We start from the raw sequence: 22676 nt of genomic DNA on the forward strand, positions 1-22676 counted from the left end.
CAAAAAAGAACAGGACAGCCGATGTCGTCAGAGCGTTCGCAGAATCTGCAAGATACATTTTTGAATTTCGTCAGGAAGAATAAAGTCCCGCTCACGATCTTCCTCGTCAATGGCGTCAAGCTCCAGGGAATCGTCACCTGGTTCGATAATTTTTGCCTCTTGTTGCGACGAGACGGGCATTCTCAGCTCGTCTACAAGCACGCCATCTCGACGATCATGCCCGGACACCCCATACAAATGTTTGAGCCGGGCGACGACGAGGGCCAGGCCGACAAGCAGCGGTAGGCGATTGAAGGCTGACAGCGGAGAAGATCACGGGACGACGCCGAACGGCGCCGGGGCCCGTGCATTGGTCATTGGGCCCTATGCGACTCAAGGCGGCGCGGCGCGTGCGCGCGACACGGCGGCGCGTCTCTTGGAGGCGGTGGGGCTTGCCGAGGCGATCGACCTCGATGTCGTCGGTCAACTCCCCATATCGCTGAACGAGGTTCGACCGGCGACATATCTGGGGAAGGGCAAGGTCGAAGAGATCGGCGAACTCGTCAAGTCGAAGGACGCCGCGCTGGTGAGCATGGACTGCCAGCTCTCGCCCGTGCAGCAGCGCAATCTTGAAAGGGCGTGGGACGCCAAGGTCATCGACAGGACCGGGCTCATTCTCGAAATCTTCGGCGCGCGCGCCCGAACCAAGGAAGGCGCGCTGCAGGTGGAGCTCGCGCATCTCGCCTATCAGAAGTCGCGGCTCGTCCGCTCCTGGACCCACCTTGAACGCCAGCGCGGCGGTTTCGGCTTTCTCGGCGGCCCCGGCGAGACGCAGATCGAAACGGACCGGCGCCTGATCGAGGAGCGGATGCGGCGCATCGAGCACGATCTCGACAAGGTGAAGCGCACGCGCGCGCTGCATCGCAAGACGCGGCGCGACGTTCCCTATCCGGTGGTCGCGCTCGTCGGTTACACCAATGCCGGAAAATCCACGCTTTTTAACCGCGTGACCAAGGCCGAGGTGCTGGCGCAGGACATGCTGTTCGCGACCCTCGATCCCACGCTTCGCCAGATCAAACTGCCGCATGGCGCGCGCATTCTGCTCTCCGACACGGTGGGCTTCATCTCCGATCTGCCCACCATGCTTGTCTCGGCCTTCAGGGCGACGCTCGAGGAAGTGACGCTCGCCGACGTGGTTCTCCATATTCGCGACGTCGCGCACGAAGATTGGGAAGCGCAGGCGAAGGACGTCGAGTCGATCCTGAGCGAACTCGGTCTCAAAGGCGAAGCTGAAGGGCGGATTTTGGAAGTTTGGAACAAGATCGACGCGCTCGATCCGGATCGGCTTTCGGCCCTGCAACTCGCGGTGAGCGGGATCGAGCCTCAACGGCGACCGACGCTGGTGTCAGCCTTGACCGGGCAGGGGCTCGATGCGTTGCTGGCAAGGATCGAGTCCACCCTGGCGGCGGGACGGGTTCGATTTGAAATGGACCTCGACGTCGCCGACGGCGAGGGGCTCGCCTGGCTTCATGCCCATACCGAAGTGCTCGAACGCGAAGCGTTGCCGGAGGGCGGCGTCCATCTCGTCGTTCGTATCGATCCTGAACGTTCGGAGGGCCTCGCGAGGCGCTTTCCGCAGGCCGAAATGATCCGCGAAGCCGGCGCGGAGCGCTAAATCGTCTAACGGGCGGGGCCGCAATATTCAGACGTCCGCGAGAGCCGTCAGCGCGGCTTGCGCTCCGCGCCTTTCGCCTCGACCCACAGGGCTTCCATCTCGTCGAGAGACGCTGCTTCAGGCGAACGGCCCATCTCCTTGAGACGCTGCTCGATATGGTGGAAGCGCCGCTCAAATTTCGTGTTGGCGGAGCGCAGCGCCTGCTCGGGATCGACCCTGGCGTGACGCGCAAGATTGGCGACCACGAACAGCAGATCGCCGATCTCCTCTTCAAGCGCCGGCGAAGCTTCCGCGCCAGGAGTCGCGAGTTCCGCGGCGACCTCCTCGGTTTCCTCACGGATTTTGCCCAGAACCTGCTGCGCGTCGTCCCAGTCGAAGCCGACCGCGGAGGCCTTTTGTTGCAGCTTGAGGGCGCGCGTCAGCGCGGGCAGGGCGAGCGGCACGCCGTCAAGCAAACTGGCCGGCGGCGCGCCTTGCTTCGCCGCCTTCTCGCGCGCTTTGATTGCGCTCCACTGCGTGGTCACGCCGTCCGCGTCAAGAGACTGGGCGTCGCCGAAAACGTGCGGATGCCGGCGAATGAGCTTGTCGCAGATCGCGTCGACGACGTCCTCGAAGGCGAAAGCGGCCTGCTCCTGCGCCATTCGGGCATGGAAGACGACCTGCAAGAGGAGATCGCCTAACTCATCTTTGAGATCGGTTAGATCGTTGCGCTCGATGGCGTCAGCGACCTCATAGGCTTCCTCGATCGTGTAGGGCGCGATCGAGCGGAAATCCTGAACGAGATCCCAGGGACAACCGCTGCCGGGCGTGCGCAGCGCCGCCATGATTTCGATCAGTCTGGCGACGTCGCCGTGCGGTCGACCGGACATGAGGTTTTCCCAAAAGAAAAGCGCCGCGGCCCTCAAGGAGGATCGCGGCGCACGGATCTACGGAGCGAGGCTCAATCCAGGATGATCGACAGCGCTTCTCTGCCTTTCGCCGTATCGACGACCTGCATCGTGACTGGCTGCCCCTCGGCGAGCCGGTTCACGCCGGATGGGCCCAGAATCGAAATATGGACGAACACGTCCTTGCCGCCGTCGTCCGATTGCACGAAGCCGAAGCCTTTCGTCTCGTCGAACCATTTGACCTTGCCGGCGACCGGAACGGCGGTCGACGGATCGGGCGCCTGACGACGGGGCCGGGGGCTGTCAAAACCGCCGCCTGCGCGCGGCGGCGGCGGCGGCGCCCGCTCAGCGGCGCCAGCCAAATCGACCTCGAGAATGCGCGCCACCTGCTGGCCCTTCACCGAGCTCGTGACCTGCACCTGCAATTTCGCGCCGGGCGGCAGCGTGTCGTATCCCGCCGCCTGAACAGCGCCGATATGGAGGAACGCGTCGCCGGTGCCATTGGCAAGCTCTACGAAGCCGAAGCCCTTGTCAGTCTTAAACCACTTCACGATGGCGTCGACTGCTGGCTCGTTCGACATCGGAGGCGGCGAATCTGGAAATCCGCCGCCAAAGGGAGATCGCGGCGCCCGGCTCGTGCGCGGCGAATCATAGCTATACGGAGCGTCGTCATCAAATCCGCGCTTGCGGGGGCCCCGAAAATCTCTACCTTTGCTCATGTCTACCTGCTCGTCTCCGCCAAAAACGGCAAGACCGCTATGCCAACCTTGTGCGCCCAACCGCTCCAGTTGGCGCGTCTCAAAAAACGCGCCCGCCCGGAAACGACGATGATGTGCCTCTTGAATGCCATATAGTCCCGCGCAGCGAGCCTTTTACCAGAGTTTCGCCCCCTAAGGCCAGCGAATTCCGTGGGGTGATCCAAAAATCCAAACAGTCGCCACGGTTTGACATCTAGGTCAAATTCCTGCGCCGGCGGGAATGTTCGCGATTGCAGGAGTTTAGATGAGCTCCGCGTGTGGGGTTGACGCGCCATGCGCTGCACACGCGCCGCAGTGTCAACACGAAGCGTCATCCGAGGACGCCCGCCGCGTTCCGTCCGGCATGACGTCGACGCAGAATCTCAGACGAGCGAAAGGCAAGAGCGGACGGCGCCAGCCGCATCCCTCATCCACGATTCGCATAATCGATATTATGGAACTAACAGATATCATTTCTGGTGATGCGTCCGCGAGTCAGACGTCGAGCGCCATTCCGTCAAATGCCGGCGTGACGTTTTCCGGCAGCGTCGCGGCCAGCGCGTCGTAATCGAGATCGACGTGCAGATCCGTCAGAACGGCGCGTTTGGGCTTGAAATGCGCGATGAACTCCAGCGCCTGACTGACCGAAAGATGCGTGCCGTGCCGCTGATGGCGCAGCGCGTCGATAATCCAGAGATCGAGCCCTTCCAGATACTGAACGCTCTCTGGCGGAATCGCGTGAAGATCCGGCGTGTAGGCCACGTTATCGAAGCGAAAGCCGAGCGCGTCCATGTCGCCATGGTCGAGGCGGAAAGGCGTCGCGACGATCGCGCCGCCGGGTCCGTCGATCGTCTCGGCGCGCCCAAGATGCAGCCGATGTTCGGTCATCAGCGGCGGATAAAAGCTGCCCGGGGGCGTCTTGAAGATGTAGTCGAACTTCGTGGCGAATGACCGCGAAGTCGGCTCGTCCATATAGGCCGGGATGCGCCGACCGCTCAGAATGACCAGGCCGCGCAAGTCGTCGACGCCATGGGTGTGGTCGGCGTGGGGATGGGTATAGAAGACCGCGTCGAGCCGCTTGACGTCTGCGTCGATGAGTTGCTCGCGCAGATCGGGTCCGGTGTCCACGAGCGCTTGCGTCGCTGCGTCGGCGGGGCCGCGCGCGACGAGAATCGAGCAGCGTCGGCGCCGGTTTTTCGGATTGGCCGGATCGCACTTTCCCCAGCCCTGCCCGACGCGCGGCACGCCGCCCGACGAGCCGCACCCGAGAATCCTGATTCTGAGGCTCACGCGACGGCGTCCAGAGGCGGCATTTTGGAAAACAACCGCAGCGCATTCTCGGTCGTGGCGACTGCAAGTTCGGCGGCGCTGATTCCCTTGACGTCGGCGAGCACGCGCGCGGTGTCGACGACGAAGGCCGGCTCATTGCGCTTGCCGCGATGCGGCGTCGGCGCAAGGAAGGGCGCGTCAGTTTCGACCAGCATGCGCTCCAGCGGCACGTCGCGGGCGATCTCGCGCAGATATTCGGCGTTCTTGAAGGTCACGACGCCAGAAAAGGAAATATAGAGGCCGAGCTGCAGCGCCGTTTGGGCGAGCGCGGGCCCGCTCGTGAAGCAATGGAGCAGGGCGGGGAAAGCCCCCTTCCCCATTTCGTCCTTCAGAATCGCGGCGCAGTCGTCGTCGGCGTCGCGGGTATGGATGACCAGCGGAAGGCCGGTTTCCCTCGCGGCTTGGACGTGAATACGGAAGATGCGCTGCGCTACGTCGCGCGGCGCATGGTCATAGTGATAGTCGAGGCCCGCTTCGCCCAATCCGACGCATTTTGGATGCTGCGACAAAGTCACCAGCGCCTCGACGGTCGGCTCGGCCTCTTCGTGCGAATGGTGCGGATGCGTCCCGACGGTGCAAAAGACCTCCGGATAGGTTTCGGCGACGGCCTTCACGCGATCGAAGCGCGACAGATGCGTCGAGATCGTGATCATTCTCGCGACGCCGCGCGCCTTGGCGCGGGCGATCGTCTCCGCGAGTTCGGGCGCGAAATCGGGAAAGTCGAGGTGACAATGGGTATCGATGAGCATCAGACTCGGTCAGGAAAGAGCAACACGGAATGGCCCCGGGCGCGCGCGCCGAGTGCTTGATGACGCGTTTGGACCTATGCGGCAATATGGCTCGGGTGGCGTAAAACACAAATATTTAGCCTGGGGCTCCTTCGCGGCTAAGATGCGCGGCGCTATATTTTCTTGGCTATGCAACGCGCCTTTTTCATCGCCGGCATCATGCGAGACCGTAACGGATCAAGCTCGGGCGGGACGTTGCAAGCGCGAGGAGCAAAAACTTGACGCAGTCTTCCGCGCAGGACGGCGACGGCCGCCCGCTGGCGACGATCAAGGACGTGACGGACGTCCTCGGCGACATCGACGACGCGACGCTGTCGGCGATCATGGACCTGCGGCCGACGATCGCTGACGTCGAGGAGGCGGCGATGTGGATGTCGGGCGATCGGGACGTCTTCGGCGCCGGCGCGCCGCTCAAGGACGTTGCGGGAGAAATCGTCTCACTGGTCGCCGGCGACGACGAAGAGAATCTTCCGCCCACGATATGAGCGTCGCCGCGCCGCCGCGCGGAGGCGCGCAGACCGCAAGGCTTTTCCTGTGCGGCGACGTGATGATCGGCCGAGGCGTCGATCAGATCCTGCCCTCGCCCTGCCCGCCGAAGCTCTATGAGGAATATGTTTCGTCGGCGCAAGAATATGTTCGTTTGGCCGAAGCGGCGTCTGGGCCGATTCCGCGGCCGGCCGACCTTTCCTATATCTGGGGCGACGCGCTCGCCGAGCTTGAAGCGCACGCGCCTGACGCGCGCATCGTCAATCTCGAAACGAGCGTGACGCGCAGCGAGACGGCCGAACACAAGGCGATCAATTATCGCGTCAGTCCACAGAATGCGGAATGTCTGCGCGTAGCCGGGATCGATTGCTGCGCGCTCGCCAATAACCACGTTCTGGATTGGGGGCCTAGCGGCCTCCTCGAGACGCTCGGCGCGCTCGAGCATCTGAATATCGCCGTCGCCGGCGCCGGACGCTCCGCCGGCCATGCGCAGCGGCCGGCGATTATTGAGATCCCGAGCAAGGGCCGGGTGGTCGTGCTGTCCTTCGCCCTGCCCGACAGCGGGACGCCTCTCGACTGGGCGGCGACGCCGTCGTCGCCCGGCGTCAATCTTCTGCCCGACCTTTCTGCGGAAAGCGCCGCCTTCGCCTGCGATCTGGCGCGGAACGCGGCGCGCAGCGAAGATATTCTGGTGATGTCGATCCACTGGGGCTCGAACTGGGGCTATGGCGTTTCGAACGCCCACAGACAATTCGCGCATCGGCTGATCGAAGACGCCGGCGCGTCCGTCGTCTACGGACATTCGTCACATCATGCGAAGGGATTCGAAGTCCATCATAACCGTCTGGCGCTTTATGGCTGCGGCGATTTCCTGAACGACTACGAGGGCATCAGCGGCTACGAACGCTATCGCGGCGATTTATCCCTGATGTATTTTGTCGATCTCGCTACAAACGGCGATCTCATCCAACTGAGACTGATCCCGCTGCATGTCCGGCGCTTTCGTCTCGAACGGGCGTCAGCCGCCGACGCCGAATGGCTCGCGCAAACGCTCGATCGCGAGAGCGCCCTATTCGGCGTTCGTGTCCGGCGCCAACCAGATGGCGCGCTGTCAGCTTCCTGGTCCGGCGGCAAATGAGCCGCGACGCTCATGACAGGAAGGCTGCGGCTCCCCATCTGAAATCCATCAAGAGATCGGCGGAGCTTAATCGATGGCCATCATTCTCAATCACACCATCGTGCCGGCACGCGACAATGACGCCGCGGCGCGCTGGTTCGCACGGATTTTCGGTCTGCGCTACGACGGCGCCAAGGGCCATTTCGCGCCGGTGAAACTCAATAGCGAGCTCACCCTGCTGTTCGACAAGGATGAGGGCTTCGGCTCCAACCATTACGCCTTCCACGTCAGCGACAATGAGTTCGATGAGATCTTCCGGCGCGTGAAGGACGAAGGCGTCGCCTTCGGAAGCGCGCCGGGTCGATTCACGGACGGTCAGCTCAACGATTGGAACGGCGGCCGAGGAGTCTATTTCAAAAGCCCCGACGGCCATGTGCTCGAGCTGATGACGCAGCCGCAGTAGCGCGCGCCCCTATGCCGCCCTGGCCTCATAGAATATCGCCTGCATCGGCAGGCGCATGGGGTTCTCGCCGAGTTCTTGCGTGAGCCGCTCGGCCAGGGCCTCGACAAGCGATTCCGGGCGCACGCCGCCGCGCTCGCGGAGCTGTTCGAAGAGCGGACTGCCGAAAACGAGTCCCCTCGCGAAGGACGTCGGATCCGTGACCTCCTTGACGCGCGACCTTACGGAAATGGTGATGTCCGTGAAGCCGGCGTCGAGCAGCGATTCCTTGATAGGATCAACCTCAGCGCAGGAAAAAGCTAGAAACTGCGGTGGATCGCCGGGAAAAAATCGTTCGATCACCTCGAGCCCCAGGCGAGGGAAAGGATTGTAGCGTGGCGCATCCCAGACGCTGAAGAGATATCGGCCGCCCGGTCGCAGAGTCCGTCGCGCCTCACGATGCGCGCGGTCCTTATCGGGAAAGAACATCAGTCCGAACTGGCAGACGATTGCGTCGAAGGCTTCGTCGTCAAACGGCAGGGCAGTCGCGTCGGCCGAACGGAAAATCACGTGCTCGGCGGCGCCGAACTTCGTCTTCGCCACTTCGAGCATCGGCGCATTGAGGTCGCTTGCGGTTAGCTTCGCTTGTGGATCGAGAGCGTCGCGCAGCTTGCGCGTGACGATTCCCGTGCCTGCCGCCGTTTCGAGCACGTCGATGGGGGCGCTCGCGGCCATCCGGTCGGCGATATCGGCGGCGTAATCCTCGAAGAGCACCGGGCCGAGGCCCCGGTCGTAAAAGAAGGGAATGTCGCCGACGAAGCGCGCTGTGTCGCTGGTCACGGCGACATTCCTTCATTGAGCAGAGACAGAAGCGCCTGGAGCGAGCCAGGCGCCGCCGCGCGATCCGCCCCTGCTCGTGAGCGAAACAGGGGCCGGGCGGCGGCGACTGGCGCTTACTGCGCCGGCTGTTCAGCCGGCGCCTCGACCGGAGCTGCGGGCTTCGGCTTGGGCTTGGGCTTAGGCTTGGGCTTGGGCTTGGGCTTCGGCTTGACCGGCTGCTCGACCACTGCCTCTGGGGCCGGGGCCGGAGCGGCCTCCGGCATCGCCATGGGCGCGGCTTGAGGCGGCGGCGGCGCTTCGGTCAACGGCGCCGGAGCGGGCGCAGGCGCGCTCTCCATTGGAGCCTCTACGGCCGCCGGCTGCTCAGCCGGAGGCGTCTCAGGCGGGGCCGAGGCGTCGGGTTGGGCGGCCGCGTCCGACTCGGCGGGAGTCGCCGGGGCTTCGGCCGGCGCAGCGTCCTCGGCGGGCGCCGGTTTGAACCGGCCCTCGATCGCGGCTTTCAGATTGGCGACGCCTTCGGTCGGCGCAGCGTAGATGCCGAGCCCGAAACCGATCGCGCCGAAGATAACCGCCGTCAGAATTGTTGAAATGCCACGCGCCATTCCATGAGTTCCTCTGTAAGAAAAGAGCCGTCCGAGATACGACACAACGAAGGCGGATATTGTTGCGCGGGCGCTCGACCGAGCGGCGCGAGTTCCTTCACAAGGAGCCCGGACGTGCATAATTGCACGCCCGCGCTTTGGCCGACAAGCCCGCAATGACGAAGGTCATTTGCGCGCCGCTGCGCCGCCGCCATTTGAAACGGCTGATTATGGTGAGCGCATGGCGAGTGCGGCGGCGGCTCCCCGCCTGCTGGAGCGGGACTAACTCGCCTCCTCCTCCACAAATCTCGGAAAGACCGGCGTCGGCGGCGGCAGCGGCGCGCCCTCCTGCAGGGCGTTCGTCTCTTCGGCATGCGCGAAATCGCGCTCGTCCGGGCCGACGCCCAGGAGATCGAGAAGCTTGCCGGCGGACTCGGGCATAAACGGCTGCAGGGGAATCGCCAGACGGCGCAGCGTCTCGGCGGTGACGTAGAGAATCGTCTCCATCCGCGCAGGGTCGCTCTTCTTCTTCGCCCAGGGCTCTTCCCCGGCGAAATAGCGATTGGCCTCGGCGACGATACGGAAAATTTCCGCCAGCGCGTGGTGCGGCGCGTAATCCTCCATGGCGGCGCGCGCTTTTGCGAGAACGTCGGCCGCCTGCGCGAGAATGTCTCTGTCCGCGTCCGTAAGCGCGTGTTTACGTGGTACGGCGCCCATACAGTTCTTGGCGATCATCGACAGCGAGCGCTGCGCGAGATTGCCGAGGTCATTGGCGAGATCGGCGTTGATGCGGTTGACGATCGCCTCGTGCGAATAATTGCCGTCCTGGCCGAAGGGAATCTCGCGCAGGAAGAAGTAGCGCAGCTGGTCGACGCCATAGCGTTCGGCCAGATCGATCGGATCGACGACATTGCCGACCGACTTCGACATCTTCTCGCCTTTGGAGAACAGGAAGCCGTGCACGACGACCTGCTTGGGCAGAGGCGCGCCTGCGGACATCAGGAACGCCGGCCAGTAGATGGCGTGAAAGCGGGTGATGTCCTTGCCGATGACATGCGCGTCGGCCGGCCAGAAGCGCGCTCTATTTCCGCCTTCCGTAAGATATCCTGTAGCTGTTACGTAATTCGTCAGCGCATCGACCCAGACATACATCACATGCTTGGCGCTGGTGTGTGCGCTCGGCGGAATTTCAATGCCCCAGTCGAAGGTCGTGCGCGACACCGAGAGGTCCGTCAGCCCGCGCTTCACGAAGGCGACGATCTCGTTTCTGTAGTGTTCGGGCGTGATGAAATGCGGATGCGCCGCATAATGCGCGAGCAATTTCTCCGCATAGGCCGACAATTTGAAGAACCAGCTTTCCTCCTCCACCCATTCGACCGGCGTGCCCGTCGGCGCGAATTTCTTGCCGTCCCGCTCGGTGAGTTCGTCCTCGTCGTAATAGGCCTCGTCGCGCACCGAATACCAGCCGGCGTATTTGGAGAGATAGAGGTCGCCGTTCGCCTCCATCCGCCGCCACATTTCGAGCACGGTCTCTTTGTGGCGCGCCTGCGTCGTGCGCACGATGTCGTCGGCGCGGGCGTTCAGCGCCTCGCCCATCCGGGCGAATTGCGCGGCCGTGCGGTCGGCGAGCGCCAGGGGCGTCAGCCCTTCCTTCTCGGCCGTGCGCTGCATCTTCTGCCCGTGCTCGTCCATGCCGGTGACAAACAGCACGTCATAGCCGTCGAGCCGCTTCCATCGGGCGAAGGCGTCGGTGGCGATGCGCTCATAGGCGTGGCCGATATGCGGCGCGCCATTCGCATAGGGAATGGCCGTCGAGATCATGTAAGGGGGACGTTCAGGCATGGCTCGGGTCTAGCGCGGTTTTTGGGCGCGGGGAAGCGCCCTAGAGCTAATCGAGAAATGGGGCGAGTGCGGATCGCCATTTTTCCTGCTTTTGGGCGAATGTCAGCGTTGCATGTGCGGGACTCGTCGAGGGCAGTCGGCGTGAAGCAATCGCCGCCGCGCGCACCGACAGTTCGGGTAGAACCAGCCTTTGATACAGGCTGGCGGCTGTCGCGCCATTGAAGCAAATCAGCGCGATGTCTGGATACGTTTCGAAAAAGCGCTCGAAATCATTGGCGCGCACAGTCGAGAGTTCAATCCGCTGGTCGAGGCTGCCAGGCCGATGGGCGCTTGCGCAGACGTCCCAGAGGGCGACGCCGCGCGCATTCAGGCTCTGCAGGCGATCGACGTAACAAGCGCCCGCATCGAAGCCGAACAGACTGCCCATCAGCGTCCAAAACGCGTTGCGCGGCTGTGCGTAATACTGCTGGCGCTCCAGAGAGCGCTGGCCGGGAAGTGAACCAAGAATCAAGAGCTTTACCTCGCGTGTCGCCACAGGCGGGAAGCCGACTGAAGAGATCTTAGTGATCTGCGACTCCCCTTCCCGGCTCCGATGCGCTAATTTGATCGCTCGGAGCATGAGTATGAGCGTAACCAAAAACGCGCCGAGGGATCTTGCGAGGCGCTTCGCCGAAAAGCGGAGCGGTCACACCAATGGCTGGCGGCGCGAGACCTTCTCGCTGGAGCGCCTCGAGGCGCGGGCGAAGGCGCGCGAGTGGTTCGAGCGCTTCCCCAAGGCCGCCTATATGACCGAGATCGAGTTCTGGCGCGAGCTGGAGGATGGGCGGATCGAGTTCACCATGCGCCGGTTGCCGAGCGCCGACTGAGCAGGCTGCGAAAAAGTTGAAAAGACTTTTTCGATGAGAACCTGCTCCAGCATTTTGATTTCTAGAGCCCTCCACGCCCCGGCCTATTCCGGCCCGACGTCCGGCGTGCGCCAGCCCAGATGCTGGCCGCTGTCGACGGCGATCATCTGCCCTGTCACGCTTTTCGCCCGGCTGAGGTAAACGACGGCGTCGACCACGCCGGAGACATCGGCGGCCCGCTGCAGCGGCACGCCGCGGGCTTCCATCTCAAATTCACGCTCGCCGAGCGCGGCATTTGCAAAGACCGGCCCTGGCCCGACGGCGTTGACGCGAATGCGCGGCGCGAAGGCCTGCGCCATGGTGCGCGTCGCCGCCCACAGCGCCGATTTCGACAGCGTGTAGGAGAAGTCGCGCGGCGTGAGACGCAAAACGCGCTGATCGAGGATATTGACGATCGCGCCATCGACGCTTGCCGGCAGCGCCGCCGCAAAGTCGCGCGACAGCAGCAGCGGCGCGCGCAGATTGACCTGCATCTGCCGCTCATAGCGCTCGAGCGAAAAGTCCTGCGCCGCGTCGACTTCAAAAATCGAGGCGTTGTTGACGAGGAGCCGCAGCGGTCCGAAGGCTTCGCTGGCCTGCTCAATGAGGCGCTGCGTCGACTCCGCGTCGGCGAGATCGGCGATAGCCGTCGCCGCGCGCCCGCCGCGTCGCCGGATCGCGTGCGCGGCGAGCTCCGCCTCCTCGGCCGAACGCGAAGAGGCGTGCAGCACGAGGGGCCGCCCTTCGCGCGCGAAACGCTCGGCGATGGCGAGGCCGATGCGACGCGGCGCGCCGGTGACCAGCACGGGGCCGTCTGCGTCGTCGCCCTCGCTCATGCGCCTACCCTATCGTGAGCGTCCAGATTAGGCTTCGGGATCCTCGCCCTCGCCGACATCGCCGATATGCTCGACGGAAACGACGCGCTCGTCTTCGGCCGTGTCGAAGACAATGACGCCCTGAGCGCCGCGCCCGGCGATGCGGATGCCGTCGACGGAGCAGCGGATCAGCTGGCCGCCATCCGTCACCAGCATGATTTCGTCGCCGTGGCCGACGGGGAAGGAGGCCACAAGCTTGCCGTTTCTGGCGTTCACCGCCATGGCGACGATGCCTTTGCCGCCGCGACCTGTCGTACGATATTCGTAAGAGCTCGTACGCTTTCCGTAACCGTTCTCGGACACGGTCAGAATGATCTGCTCGGCCGCCTGCATCTCGTAAAAGCGCGTATCTGACAGCTCCACGGCGATCGCCGCCTCTTCCGTCTCGGCGCCCGCCTCGGGCGAAACATCTTCGCCCATGCGCCGGCGCAGCGCGTTGGCGCGCTTCAGATAGGCGGCCCGTTCCTCGCCAACGGCGTCGAAATGATTGAGGATGGACAACGAGATCACCCGATCGTCCTGTCCCAGCGCCACGCCGCGCACGCCCATCGAGGTGCGGCCCTGGAAGACGCGGACCTCCGGCACGGCGAAGCGGATGCATTGGCCGTCGCGTGTGGTCAGCAGCACGTCGTCGCGCTCGGTCGCGGTCGCGACGTCGACAATGGCTTCGCCGTCGTCGAGCTTCATGGCGATGAGGCCGTTGCGGCGAACGTCGACGAAATCGGAGAGTTTATTGCGCCTCACCGTTCCGCGCGTCGTCGCGAAAATGACGTCGAGCGTCGCCCAGCTCCCCTCGTCTTCAGGCAGCGGCATGATCGAGGTGATGCGCTCGTTTTGTTCGAGCGGCAGCATGTTGACGAGCGCCTTGCCGCGCGCCTGCGGCGCCGAGAGCGGCAATCGCCAGACTTTTTCTTTATAAGCCTTGCCGAGCGAGGAAAAGAACAGCACCGGCGTATGCGTATTGGCGACGAACAGACGATGGACGAAATCCTCCTCCTTCGTCTGCATGCCGGAACGGCCTTTGCCGCCGCGCCTTTGCGCGCGATAGGTCGAGAGCGGCACACGCTTGATATAGCCAGCGTGCGAGACGGTGACGACCATGTCTTCGCGCGCGATCAGGTCCTCGTCCTCGACCTCGCCGTCGGACTCAAGGATTTGCGTGCGGCGCGGCGTGGCGTGGGCGTCCTTCACCGCCAGGAGTTCGTCCTTGACGATGCCGAACAGGCGTTCGCGCGAGCGCAGAATGTCGAGGTAGTCGGCGATCTCGACGGCGAGCTTGTTCAAAGCTTCCGAGATTTCTTCGCGTCCGAGCGCCGTGAGCCGTTGCAGACGCAATTCGAGGATGGCGCGCGCCTGCGCCTCCGAAAGCCGGATGGCGCCATCATCGCTGAGCCTGTGGCGCGGGTCGGCGATCAGTTCGACGAGCGGCGCCATATCCTTGGCCGGCCAGTCACGCGCCATGAGCGCTTCGCGCGCCGCGGTGGCGTCGGGCGACGTGCGGATGAGATGAATGACCTCGTCGATATTCGCGACCGCAATGGCGAGGCCGACCTGCAGATGGGCGTTGTCGCGCGCCTTGTTGAGGCGGAATTTGGTGCGGCGGGTGACGACCGTCTCGCGGAAATCGACGAAGGCGCGCAGCACGTCATGGAGCGTCATCAGCTCCGGGCGGCCGCCGTTCAACGCGATCATATTGACAGGAAAACTTGTCTGCAACGTCGTATGACGCCAAAGCTGGTTGAGCACGACGTCGGCGACAGCGTCGCGCTTCAGTTCGACGACGATGCGCATGCCGTCACGATCGGACTCATCGCGCAGATCGGCGACGCCCTCGATCTTCTTCTCCCGCACCAGATCGGCGATGCGCTCGATCAGCGTCGCCTTGTTCACCTGATAGGGAATTTCGGTGAAGATGATCGCCTCGCGATCCTTGCGCAGAGTTTCGATCTCTGACTTGGCGCGCATGATGATCGAACCGCGGCCGGTCGTGAAGGCGTTGCGAATGCCGCCACGACCGAGAATGCTCGCCGCAGTCGGAAAGTCCGGTCCCGGCACGATCTCCATCAGCTCGGCCATGGTGATGTCGGGCCGATCGATCATGGCGATGCAGGCGTCGATGACCTCGCCGAGATTATGCGGCGGAATGTTCGTCGCCATGCCGACGGCGATGCCGCCGGCGCCATTGACCAGCAGATTGGGGAAACGCGCCGGCAGAACCGTCGGCTCGTGCTCCTTGCCGTCGTAATTGGCCTGGAAGTCGACGGTGCCTTCGTCAAGATCTTCGAGCAGCGCGAGCGCAGGCCTTGCGAGCCGAGACTCGGTGTAGCGCATCGCCGCCGGCGGATCATTGTCGACCGATCCGAAATTGCCCTGCCCGTCGATAAGCGGCAGCCGCATCGAAAAGGGCTGCGCCATGCGCACAAGCGCGTCGTAGATCGCCGCGTCGCCGTGCGGATGATATTTACCCATCACGTCGCCGACGATGCGCGCGGACTTCACATAGGATTTATCGGGCGTGTGGCCGTTCTCGTGCATGGAGAACAGAATGCGCCGATGCACGGGCTTCAGCCCGTCACGCACGTCCGGCAGCGCGCGCGACACGATCACGCTCATCGCGTAATCGAGATAGCTGCGCTTCATCTCGTCGGCGATCGAAACCGGCCTTATGTCAGAGCCCGGCTTATCGGAATCGCTTTTTTTGGGATCGTCTTCGGCCAAGTGAGCGCCAGTTCAAGGATAGCGTCTAGTTCACCTGTCTATAGGCGATTCGAACGCCCGGCGCCAGCCTTAGCGCCTTATGAAGATTGATGTTTTTCAAATGCTTATTGGGCGCCTTAGCAGTCTTTCTCAGGGGAATTTGACGCCTTGCGCCTCGCCGCGGCCGGAATCCGCCGTTTCGGGCCTGCCCGGCGCGCGGCTTCAACCGCAAACGTCGCCCATCGAACCAGTTCGTCGGTATCCTCGAGCGCCTGGTCCGGGAGGCTCCAATAGGAGACCGTGATCGGTCGATCCTTGCCTTGGTAAACGAAAGGCCGGGAGCCCGCCTCTTGAAATCGCGCGGCGCTGTGCCGATCCGCCTTCAGATAGATTTCGCCGCCGGCTTCGATGGCGAAGAAGAGGCCATCAGCGTAAACGCCGTGGCCACCGAACATGCGCTTGACGGACACAGCGGCGAAGGGCGCGAAAAGCTCCTCGATGCGCGTGCGGTCCATAGCGGCTTCAACGAGATCAGGAACTCCCCATCTGCGACGCGGCGCCGACCTTTTCGGGGTCGGCCGGCGTCAACTCGACGCTCTCGCCGCAGCCGCAGGCCGACGTCTGATTGGGGTTTTCGAACACAAAGGTCGAAGAGAACTGCGTCGTCTTCACGTCCATCGTCGTGCCGAGCAGGTAGAGCACCGCCGCGGCGTCGACGATCACGCGACCGCCCTCGAGGTCGATGACCTCGTCGCCACGCTTCGGTTCGGAGATCTCCATCTTGTAGGACATGCCGGCGCAGCCGCCCTTCTCCACGGAGACGCGCAGCCCCTTCCCTTCCGCGCCGCTCGCAAGCAGGCCACGGACCCGCTCCGCCGCGGCGGGGCTGACGTTCATCACGCTCATCTTCTGCATGGAAGTCATCGCAAAATCATCCCCTAGGCGTGTCCGCTCACCACATGTCGAGCGCGACGCGCGCTTCGTCCGACATACGGCTTTGATCCCAAGGCGGATCGAACACCATGTTCACCTTCACCTCGCTGACGCCAGGCACAGCGCTCACCGCATTTTTGACCCAGATCGGCATTTCGCCGGCGACCGGGCAGCCAGGCGCTGTCAGCGTCATATCGATCTCCACGAAGCCTTCCTCCGCGAGGTCGACGCGGTAAATGAGGCCAAGCTCATAGATGTCGGCCGGAATTTCAGGATCGTAAACAGTTTTGAGCGCCTTAACGATGTCGTTCGTCAGCCGCTCATTTTCAATAGCCTGAGAGGTGCGGTCCGCAGTCGCGGCGCGTTGGGATTCGCTCGTATTGGGAGCATCGTTCATGAACACGAAATTCTCCTCAGGCGAAAAGAGAGCGGGCCTTTTCGAGCGCTTCCGCCAGCCGGTCGATTTCCTCGCGCGTGTTGTAGAGCGCGAAGGATGCGCGACAGGTGGAGGTGACGCCCAAACGCGAAAGAAGCGGCATGGCGCAATGCGTCCCGGCGCGCACGGCTATGCCGGAACGATCGATCACCGTGGCGATGTCGTGCGCATGCGCCGCCGCCATGTCGAAGGATAGGATCGGGCCCTTATCGGGCGCCCGCCCATAAATTCTGAGCCCCTCTATTTGCGACAATCTTTGATGCGCGTAAGCGGTCAGCCCTGCTTCATACTCGCGGATCGCGTCCCGGCCGATGCGCTCCATATAGTCGAGCGCCGCGCCGAGCCCGACCGCCTGCGCGATCGGCGGCGTGCCCGCTTCGAACCGGTGCGGCGGGGTGTTGTAGGTGACGCTCTCGAGCGTCACGGTTTCGATCATCTCGCCGCCGCCGCAGAACGGCGGCAACGCTTCCAGCCATTTACGCTTGCCATACAGCGCGCCGATGCCGGTCGGAGCATAAAGCTTGTGGCCGGTCACCACATAAAAGTCGACGTCGAGCGCACGCACGTCGACATCGAGATGCACAGCGCCTTGCGAGCCGTCGACGACCAGCGGCACGCCATGCGCGTGGGCGATGCGCGCGACCTCGGCGATTGGAGTCGGCGCGCCGAGCACATTCGACATATGCGTGAGCGCGACGATCTTCGTGCGCTTGGTGAACAGCTTCTCGAAAGCTTCGAGGTCGAAGCGGCCGTCGTCGTCAACCTCGATCCACTTCAGCACGGCGCCCTTCCGCTCGCGCAGCAAATGCCAGGGAACGATGTTGGAGTGGTGCTCCATCATCGACAGAATAATCTCGTCGCCTTCGCCGATATGCGCTTGGCCGAAGGAAGCCGCGACCAGATTCAAGGCTTCGGTCGCGCCGCGGGTGAAAATGATCTCGTCCGTCGATTCGGCGTTGAGGAAGCGGCGCAGCGTCTCGCGCGCGCCCTCATAGCCTTCGGTTGCGGCGTTGGCGAGATAATGCAGTCCACGATGCACATTGGCGTATTCATGCTCGTAGAAATGCGTCAGCCGATCGATCACGGCGCGCGGCTTTTGCGCCGAGGCGGCGTTGTCGAGATAGGCAAGCGGCTTCCCATAGGGGCGCTCGGAAAGAATGGGAAAATCCGCCCGAACCGCTTCAATGTCATAAGCCGTCTGAATGCGCGTAATCTCGTTCATCGGCTGATCCTTCTAGAAAGCCACGCGCTGACGCGATCGCTGAGAAACGCCCTCAACTGTTCATCCTCGATTGCGTCCATCGCCTCATTGGCGAAGCCTTCAATGAGCAAGGCTTCGGCCTCGCGGCGCGGCAGTCCGCGCGCGGTGAGATAGAACAACTGATCCTTGTCGAGCCTGCCACAGGTCGCGCCATGGCCGCATTGCACGTCGTCGGCGAAGATTTCGAGCTCCGGCTTGTTGTTCATCGCCGCCTGCTCGGAGAGCAGAAGCGCCTTCGACTGCATGACGCCGTCCGTCTTCTGCGCGCCCGGGCGCACGATGACCTTGCCCTGAAACACGCCGACGCTCTGGTCATCGAGGATATTACGAAAAACCTCCCGGCTTTCGCCGCATGGTTTTGCGTGATCCATGATGAGGGTCGTGTCGGCGTGCAAGCGGCCGCGTCCCAAGGTCGCGCCGTTAAAGACCGCCTTCGCGTTCTCGCCGTCGAGGCGCGTGAAGATCTGCCTTCGATTCAACCCTTCGCCTTCGATCAGCGCGAAGGAATTGATCATCGCGCCCGCGTCGAGATGCGCGAGCAGCGACGCGACGCGGATCGCCTGATCGACGCCGCCCGAGAAATGAGTGACGAGGTCGAGCCGTGCGCCTGGCGCCAAACGAAGCACGAGGGCGCAATTGTCCTGCGCCGGCGCCGACGAAAGGACGCCAAGAGTTTCGATCACCGTCGCTCGAGCGCCCGCGCCCAGCATGACGAGCGCACGCGTATAGGTTGACTGTGCGGCTTCCGCGGACGCCAATGTCGCCAGTTCGAGCGCGCGGTCGATCGCAGCGCCCGGCGCGATCTGAATGACGACGCCGTCCTGCATCAGCGCCGCATTGAGCGCGAGGATCGGGTCCTGCGCGCCAATATCGGCGCTGGCGAGCGCTGACAGGACATGCGGCTCGCCCTGCGCCAGCGCGTCGCGCAGCGATTGCACGGCGACGCCATCGGGAAGCCGCGCGATGTCCGAGAGATCTGGCCGGAAAACGCCATCGAGCGTGACGAGCCGCAAAGAGTCATGCGCGCGCGGCAGCGACAATGCGGCGCGGGAGGCGGTGGCGAGCGGCGCCGGCCGGCCCATCGCCGTTTTCAGATCCGTGTAGTGCCACGCCTCCACGCGCCGGTTCGGCACGCCAAACTCCGAGAACGCCGCCCAGCCGGCCGCGCGCAGGCGCGGCGCGCCCTTGTCGCGCATCTCTTCGTAAAAGGAGGAAAGCGTCGCTTCCGCTTCGCTCGCCAGCTTGATCATCGCCTATGCCGCCTCTTGCGCGATGTAATCCTGATAGCCGCGCTCTTCGAGCTCCAGAGCAAGTTCCGGACCGCCCGACCGCATGATGCGTCCCTGCGCCATCACATGCACCGAATCCGGCCTGATATATTCGAGCAGGCGCTGATAATGGGTAATGACGATGAAGGCGCGTTCGGGCGAGCGCAGGGCGTTGACGCCGTCCGCGACGACGCGCAGCGCGTCGATGTCGAGCCCCGAATCCGTCTCATCGAGGATCGCGAGACGCGGCTGCAGGAGCGCCATCTGCAGGATTTCCATCCGCTTTTTTTCGCCGCCCGAGAATCCGGCGTTCAGCGGCCGGCGCAGCATGTCCTGCGCGATGCCGAGCGACGCCGCGGCCTCCTTGACGCGCTTCATGAACTCCGGCGTCTGCAATTCCGGCTCGCCGCGGGCGCGGCGCTGCGCGTTGAGCGCCGCCTTCAAAAAGGTCATCGTCGCGACGCCGGGGATCTCGACGGGATATTGAAAGGCGAGAAAGACGCCCTTGGCGGCGCGTTCGGCGGGATCGAGCTCGAGAATGTTTTCTCCGTTGAGCCGCACGTCGCCCGTCGTCGCCTCATAGCCTTCTCGGCCGGCGATGACGTAGGAGAGCGTCGATTTGCCCGTGCCGTTCGGCCCCATGATCGCCGCGACTTCTCCGGCCTTGACGCTGAGCGTCAGGCCTTTGAGAATTTCGCGTTCGCCGACAGAGACGTGGAGGTCCCTAATTTCAAGCATTCTAGAAGCGCTTCCCGTTTCTTGCGTCATGGCCGGCCTTGAGCCGGCCATCCACGTCTGGGTGTTCCACCATCTTTGATCGAGCTTGCGGCGCGGATAGGCGTGGATGGCCGGGACAAGCCCGGCCAAGACGCGCTGAAACCGTCACCCCACGCTCCCTTCGAGCGAAATCGAGATCAGCTTCTGCGCTTCCACCGCGAACTCCATCGGCAGCTGCTGCAGCACGTCGCGCACGAAGCCGTTGACGATCAGCGCCGTCGCCTCCTCCGCCGAAAGCCCGCGCTGCATGGCGTAGAACAGCTGGTCCTCGGAAATCTTCGACGTCGTCGCTTCGTGCTCGAACTGCGCGCTCGGGTTTTTCGACTCGATATAGGGAACCGTATGCGCCCCGCAGTTGGGCCCGATCAGCAGGCTGTCGCACTGGGTAAAATTGCGCGCGCCATCGGCCTTACGATGCGCGGAAACCTGGCCCCGATAAGTGTTCTGCGAACGTCCGGCCGAGATGCCCTTGGAGATGATGCGGCTTTTGGTGTTCTTGCCGAGATGCAGCATTTTCGTGCCGCTGTCGACCTGCTGATAGCCGTTCGACACCGCGATCGAATAGAACTCGCCCTGCGAGCCGTCGCCGCGCAGAATGCATGATGGATATTTCCAGGTGATCGCCGAGCCCGTCTCGACCTGAGTCCAGGAGATATGGGAGTTGCGGCCGCGACAATCGCCGCGCTTGGTGACGAAATTGTAAATTCCGCCCCTGCCCTCGCTGTCGCCGGGATACCAATTCTGCACCGTCGAATATTTGATTTCGGCGTCGTCGAGCGCGACGAGCTCCACGACCGCCGCATGAAGCTGGTTTTCGTCGCGCTTGGGCGCCGTGCAGCCTTCGAGGTAGCTCACATAGGAGCCTTCGTCGGCGATGATCAACGTGCGCTCGAACTGTCCCGTATTCTGCTCATTGATCCGGAAGTAGGTCGAAAGCTCCATCGGGCAACGCACGCCCTTCGGCACATAGACGAAGGAGCCGTCGGAGAAGACTGCGCTGTTCAGCGTCGCGTAGAAATTGTCGGTCACCGGCACGACCGAGCCGAGATATTTCCGCACCAGCTCCGGGTGCGTCTGCACCGCCTCGGAAATCGGGCAGAAGATCACGCCGGCTTTGGCCAGTTCCGCCTTGAAGGTCGTCGCGACGGACACGCTGTCGAAAACCGCGTCGACGGCGACGCGGCGGGTCTCGACGCCGGCGAGAATCTCTTGCTCGCGCAGCGGAATGCCGAGCTTCTCGTAAGTGCGCAGCAGCTCGGGATCGACCTCGTCGAGCGACTTCGGGCCCGGCGTGGATTTCGGGGCCGAGTAATAATAGAGGTCCTGGAAGTCGATGCGGGGATAGTGAACACGCGCCCAGCGCGGCTCAGGCATCGTCAGCCAGCGCCGGTAGGCGTCAAGCCGCCAGTCGGTGAGCCACTGCGGCTCGCCCTTCTTGGCCGAGATGAAACGAACGATGTCTTCATTCAGGCCCTTGGGGGCCTTGTCCGATTCGATATCGGTCGAAAACCCGTACTTATAGGCGTCGACGTCGATTGACTCGACGCGCGCAACGGTCTCCTGACGAGCCGCCATCTGTCTTTCTCCTCGTCACGACGGGTTCAAGGCCCGTCGGCCGATCGTTCCGCCGCCGCCTGCGCGTTGGCGCCCTCTCAGGCGTCGACTAGGCGGCGAAATGCCGGGACCTCATGCGATCCACGACACGTGCAAGAACCTTTCCGAACTCTTGTACATCCTCTTGCGTCGAAGACCAACCGAAACTGGCCCTCAGCGCCTCCCTTTCAGCCGCGCCCATCGCCGCAAGCACATGCGATTCCGTCATTTTGCCTGAAGAACAGGCCGAGCCGGCCGAAAGCGCGACATTCTCAAGGTCAAGCGCCATCAGCATTGTGCGCGGGGCGAGGCCGGGAAGTGAGAAAGCGCTGGCGTTTGGCGCGCGCGGCGCCCCTGATCCGTAGAATCGGGCGTCTGGCGCGACTTTCAAGACGCATCGCTCCAGCGCGTCGCGCAAATCAGCCATTCGAGACGCCTCGCCTGCCAAATATGCGATGGCCGCCGTCAGCGCCGCCGCAAAGCCGGCGATTCCCGCGACATTCTCGGTGCCCGCGCGGCGGCCGAATTCCTGGCCGCCGCCGCGCAGCGCCGGCGCCTCCAGATGCAGGCTCTCGTCACGAAAGGCGAGCGCGCCGACGCCCATGGGCCCGCCCAGCTTATGTGAGGAAAAGAACATTATATCCGCGTCGGTCGTCGCGAATGTCGTCTTCAGCCGGCCGACGGATTGCACGGCGTCGCAGACAAGGACGCCTTTCGCCGCATGGATCAGCTCGGCCGCCTCGGCGACCGGTTGGATGACGCCGGTTTCATTGTTGACGGCCTGCAGCGCGAGCATCACGCGCCCGCCGGAGCGCCGCGCCAGCGCCTGCTTCAGCGCGTCGAGCGAAATGACGCCTTCCGGGGTCAACGGAAGGGTTTCAACCGCATCGAGCGGAAAGCGGTGGCCCTGCAGGACGCAGTGGTGTTCGCCGGCGCCGATCAGCAATGCCTCTATTGGCGCTTCGTCGCCCTCTCGGCGAAGCGCTGGCGAAAGCGCGAGATTCGCCGCCTCTGTCGCGCCGCTGGTGAAGACCACGCCCCTTCGGTCCGCACCCATCGCTTGCGCGATCGCGGCCCGCGCGTCTTCGAGCAGCGCCTTCGCCGCCCTTCCCTCGGCATGGACGGAGGAAGGATTGCCGAGCGTCTCCAGCGCGTCGAGCATCGCCGCCCGCGCCTGCGGGCGCAGCGGCGATGTGGCGTTGTGGTCGAGATAGACGCGTGCGGACATGGGCCTCGATTTCGGTTGCCGCAT

The 22676-nt window shown here is 63.6% G+C and carries 24 protein-coding genes; 6 read left to right on the forward strand and 18 right to left on the reverse strand.

Going from position 1 to position 22676, the window contains the following annotated elements; translation table 11 throughout:
• Positions 1-21: 21 nt before the first annotated feature.
• Together hfq and hflX are read left to right on the forward strand one after the other, a co-directional pair.
• Positions 22-285 (forward strand): RNA chaperone Hfq, encoded by a 264-nt coding sequence (gene hfq / locus IYY11_RS10000; RefSeq protein WP_026222957.1) that lies wholly within the window; start codon positions 22-24, stop codon positions 283-285.
• Positions 286-289: 4 nt separating this feature from the next.
• Positions 290-1654, forward strand: a complete 1365-nt coding sequence (hflX, locus tag IYY11_RS10005; RefSeq protein ID WP_196403718.1) for a GTPase HflX — start codon at positions 290-292, stop codon at positions 1652-1654.
• A 47-nt stretch (positions 1655-1701) separates the two neighbouring features.
• On the opposite strand, the gene mazG is transcribed toward hflX, so the two are convergent.
• The 4 genes from mazG to IYY11_RS10025 all read right to left on the reverse strand — a co-directional run bounded on the left by mazG (position 1702) and on the right by IYY11_RS10025 (position 5356).
• Positions 1702-2523: a nucleoside triphosphate pyrophosphohydrolase gene (gene mazG, locus IYY11_RS10010; protein ID WP_196403719.1), complete on the reverse strand. Its 822-nt coding sequence runs from the start codon at positions 2521-2523 to the stop codon at positions 1702-1704.
• A gap of 71 nt (positions 2524-2594) precedes the next feature.
• Positions 2595-3260 (reverse strand): cold-shock protein, encoded by a 666-nt coding sequence (locus tag IYY11_RS10015; RefSeq protein ID WP_026222959.1) that lies wholly within the window; start codon positions 3258-3260, stop codon positions 2595-2597.
• 513 nt (positions 3261-3773) lie between these two features.
• A complete protein-coding gene (locus tag IYY11_RS10020; protein ID WP_196403720.1) occupies positions 3774-4568 on the reverse strand; it encodes an MBL fold metallo-hydrolase in 795 nt (264 codons plus the stop codon).
• Entirely contained in the window at positions 4565-5356 is a 792-nt protein-coding gene (locus IYY11_RS10025; protein ID WP_196403721.1) for a TatD family hydrolase, read from the reverse strand. Before IYY11_RS10025 ends, IYY11_RS10020 begins: the two co-directional genes overlap by 4 nt.
• Before the next feature lie 257 nt (positions 5357-5613).
• Between IYY11_RS10025 and IYY11_RS10030 the strand changes: the two genes are divergently transcribed.
• The 3 genes from IYY11_RS10030 (at position 5614) to IYY11_RS10040 (ending at position 7461) form a co-directional block, all read left to right on the forward strand.
• Positions 5614-5880 carry a hypothetical protein gene (locus tag IYY11_RS10030; RefSeq protein ID WP_196403722.1) on the forward strand — a complete coding sequence of 89 codons (267 nt, stop codon included), beginning with the start codon at positions 5614-5616 and terminating at the stop codon, positions 5878-5880.
• Entirely contained in the window at positions 5877-7019 is a 1143-nt protein-coding gene (locus IYY11_RS10035) for a CapA family protein (RefSeq protein ID WP_196403723.1), read from the forward strand. Before IYY11_RS10030 ends, IYY11_RS10035 begins: the two co-directional genes overlap by 4 nt.
• A gap of 73 nt (positions 7020-7092) precedes the next feature.
• Positions 7093-7461, forward strand: coding sequence for a VOC family protein (locus IYY11_RS10040; protein WP_196403724.1), 369 nt, complete (start codon positions 7093-7095; stop codon positions 7459-7461).
• 9 nt (positions 7462-7470) lie between these two features.
• Here the strand turns inward: IYY11_RS10040 and IYY11_RS10045 are convergent, their stop codons facing one another.
• The 4 genes from IYY11_RS10045 to IYY11_RS10060 all read right to left on the reverse strand — a co-directional run bounded on the left by IYY11_RS10045 (position 7471) and on the right by IYY11_RS10060 (position 11235).
• The gene (locus IYY11_RS10045; protein WP_196403725.1) at positions 7471-8277 is read right to left on the reverse strand and encodes a methyltransferase domain-containing protein; all 807 of its coding nucleotides are present in this window, start codon (positions 8275-8277) and stop codon (positions 7471-7473) included.
• A gap of 113 nt (positions 8278-8390) precedes the next feature.
• Positions 8391-8879, reverse strand: coding sequence for a hypothetical protein (locus tag IYY11_RS10050; protein ID WP_246719832.1), 489 nt, complete (start codon positions 8877-8879; stop codon positions 8391-8393).
• Positions 8880-9140: 261 nt separating this feature from the next.
• Positions 9141-10700 carry a methionine--tRNA ligase gene (metG, locus tag IYY11_RS10055; protein ID WP_312029718.1) on the reverse strand — a complete coding sequence of 520 codons (1560 nt, stop codon included), beginning with the start codon at positions 10698-10700 and terminating at the stop codon, positions 9141-9143.
• Positions 10701-10746: 46 nt separating this feature from the next.
• Positions 10747-11235, reverse strand: a complete 489-nt coding sequence (locus IYY11_RS10060) for a DNA-deoxyinosine glycosylase (protein WP_312029719.1) — start codon at positions 11233-11235, stop codon at positions 10747-10749.
• 88 nt (positions 11236-11323) lie between these two features.
• Here IYY11_RS10060 and IYY11_RS10065 point away from each other — a divergent pair, with 88 nt between their 5' ends.
• Positions 11324-11566, forward strand: a complete 243-nt coding sequence (locus tag IYY11_RS10065) for a hypothetical protein (RefSeq protein ID WP_014889725.1) — start codon at positions 11324-11326, stop codon at positions 11564-11566.
• 83 nt (positions 11567-11649) lie between these two features.
• On the opposite strand, the gene IYY11_RS10070 is transcribed toward IYY11_RS10065, so the two are convergent.
• From IYY11_RS10070 to IYY11_RS10115, 10 genes are all read right to left on the reverse strand, one after another.
• Entirely contained in the window at positions 11650-12420 is a 771-nt protein-coding gene (locus IYY11_RS10070; RefSeq protein ID WP_196403727.1) for an SDR family oxidoreductase, read from the reverse strand.
• A gap of 27 nt (positions 12421-12447) precedes the next feature.
• Positions 12448-15177: a DNA gyrase subunit A gene (gyrA, locus tag IYY11_RS10075; protein WP_196403728.1), complete on the reverse strand. Its 2730-nt coding sequence runs from the start codon at positions 15175-15177 to the stop codon at positions 12448-12450.
• 116 nt (positions 15178-15293) lie between these two features.
• Positions 15294-15671 carry a TfoX/Sxy family protein gene (locus tag IYY11_RS10080; protein ID WP_196403729.1) on the reverse strand — a complete coding sequence of 126 codons (378 nt, stop codon included), beginning with the start codon at positions 15669-15671 and terminating at the stop codon, positions 15294-15296.
• Between the two features lie 16 nt (positions 15672-15687).
• Positions 15688-16080, reverse strand: coding sequence for a HesB/IscA family protein (locus tag IYY11_RS10085; protein WP_196403730.1), 393 nt, complete (start codon positions 16078-16080; stop codon positions 15688-15690).
• Between the two features lie 28 nt (positions 16081-16108).
• On the reverse strand, positions 16109-16486 hold the full coding sequence (locus IYY11_RS10090; protein ID WP_196403731.1) for an SUF system Fe-S cluster assembly protein: 378 nt from the start codon (positions 16484-16486) through the stop codon (positions 16109-16111).
• A 16-nt stretch (positions 16487-16502) separates the two neighbouring features.
• Positions 16503-17747, reverse strand: a complete 1245-nt coding sequence (locus IYY11_RS10095) for a cysteine desulfurase (RefSeq protein WP_196403732.1) — start codon at positions 17745-17747, stop codon at positions 16503-16505.
• Positions 17744-19036 carry a Fe-S cluster assembly protein SufD gene (sufD, locus tag IYY11_RS10100; protein WP_196403733.1) on the reverse strand — a complete coding sequence of 431 codons (1293 nt, stop codon included), beginning with the start codon at positions 19034-19036 and terminating at the stop codon, positions 17744-17746. The genes IYY11_RS10095 and sufD overlap by 4 nt, the downstream gene beginning before the upstream one ends.
• 3 nt (positions 19037-19039) lie before the next feature.
• The gene (gene sufC, locus IYY11_RS10105) at positions 19040-19792 is read right to left on the reverse strand and encodes a Fe-S cluster assembly ATPase SufC (protein ID WP_196403734.1); all 753 of its coding nucleotides are present in this window, start codon (positions 19790-19792) and stop codon (positions 19040-19042) included.
• A 144-nt stretch (positions 19793-19936) separates the two neighbouring features.
• On the reverse strand, positions 19937-21406 hold the full coding sequence (sufB, locus tag IYY11_RS10110; protein WP_196403735.1) for a Fe-S cluster assembly protein SufB: 1470 nt from the start codon (positions 21404-21406) through the stop codon (positions 19937-19939).
• An 88-nt stretch (positions 21407-21494) separates the two neighbouring features.
• The gene (locus IYY11_RS10115; protein ID WP_196403736.1) at positions 21495-22652 is read right to left on the reverse strand and encodes a cysteine desulfurase family protein; all 1158 of its coding nucleotides are present in this window, start codon (positions 22650-22652) and stop codon (positions 21495-21497) included.
• Positions 22653-22676: the final 24 nt, after the last annotated feature.

This window comes from Methylocystis sp. H62 (assembly GCF_015709515.1).
Taxonomy (GTDB): Bacteria; Pseudomonadota; Alphaproteobacteria; order Rhizobiales; family Beijerinckiaceae; genus Methylocystis.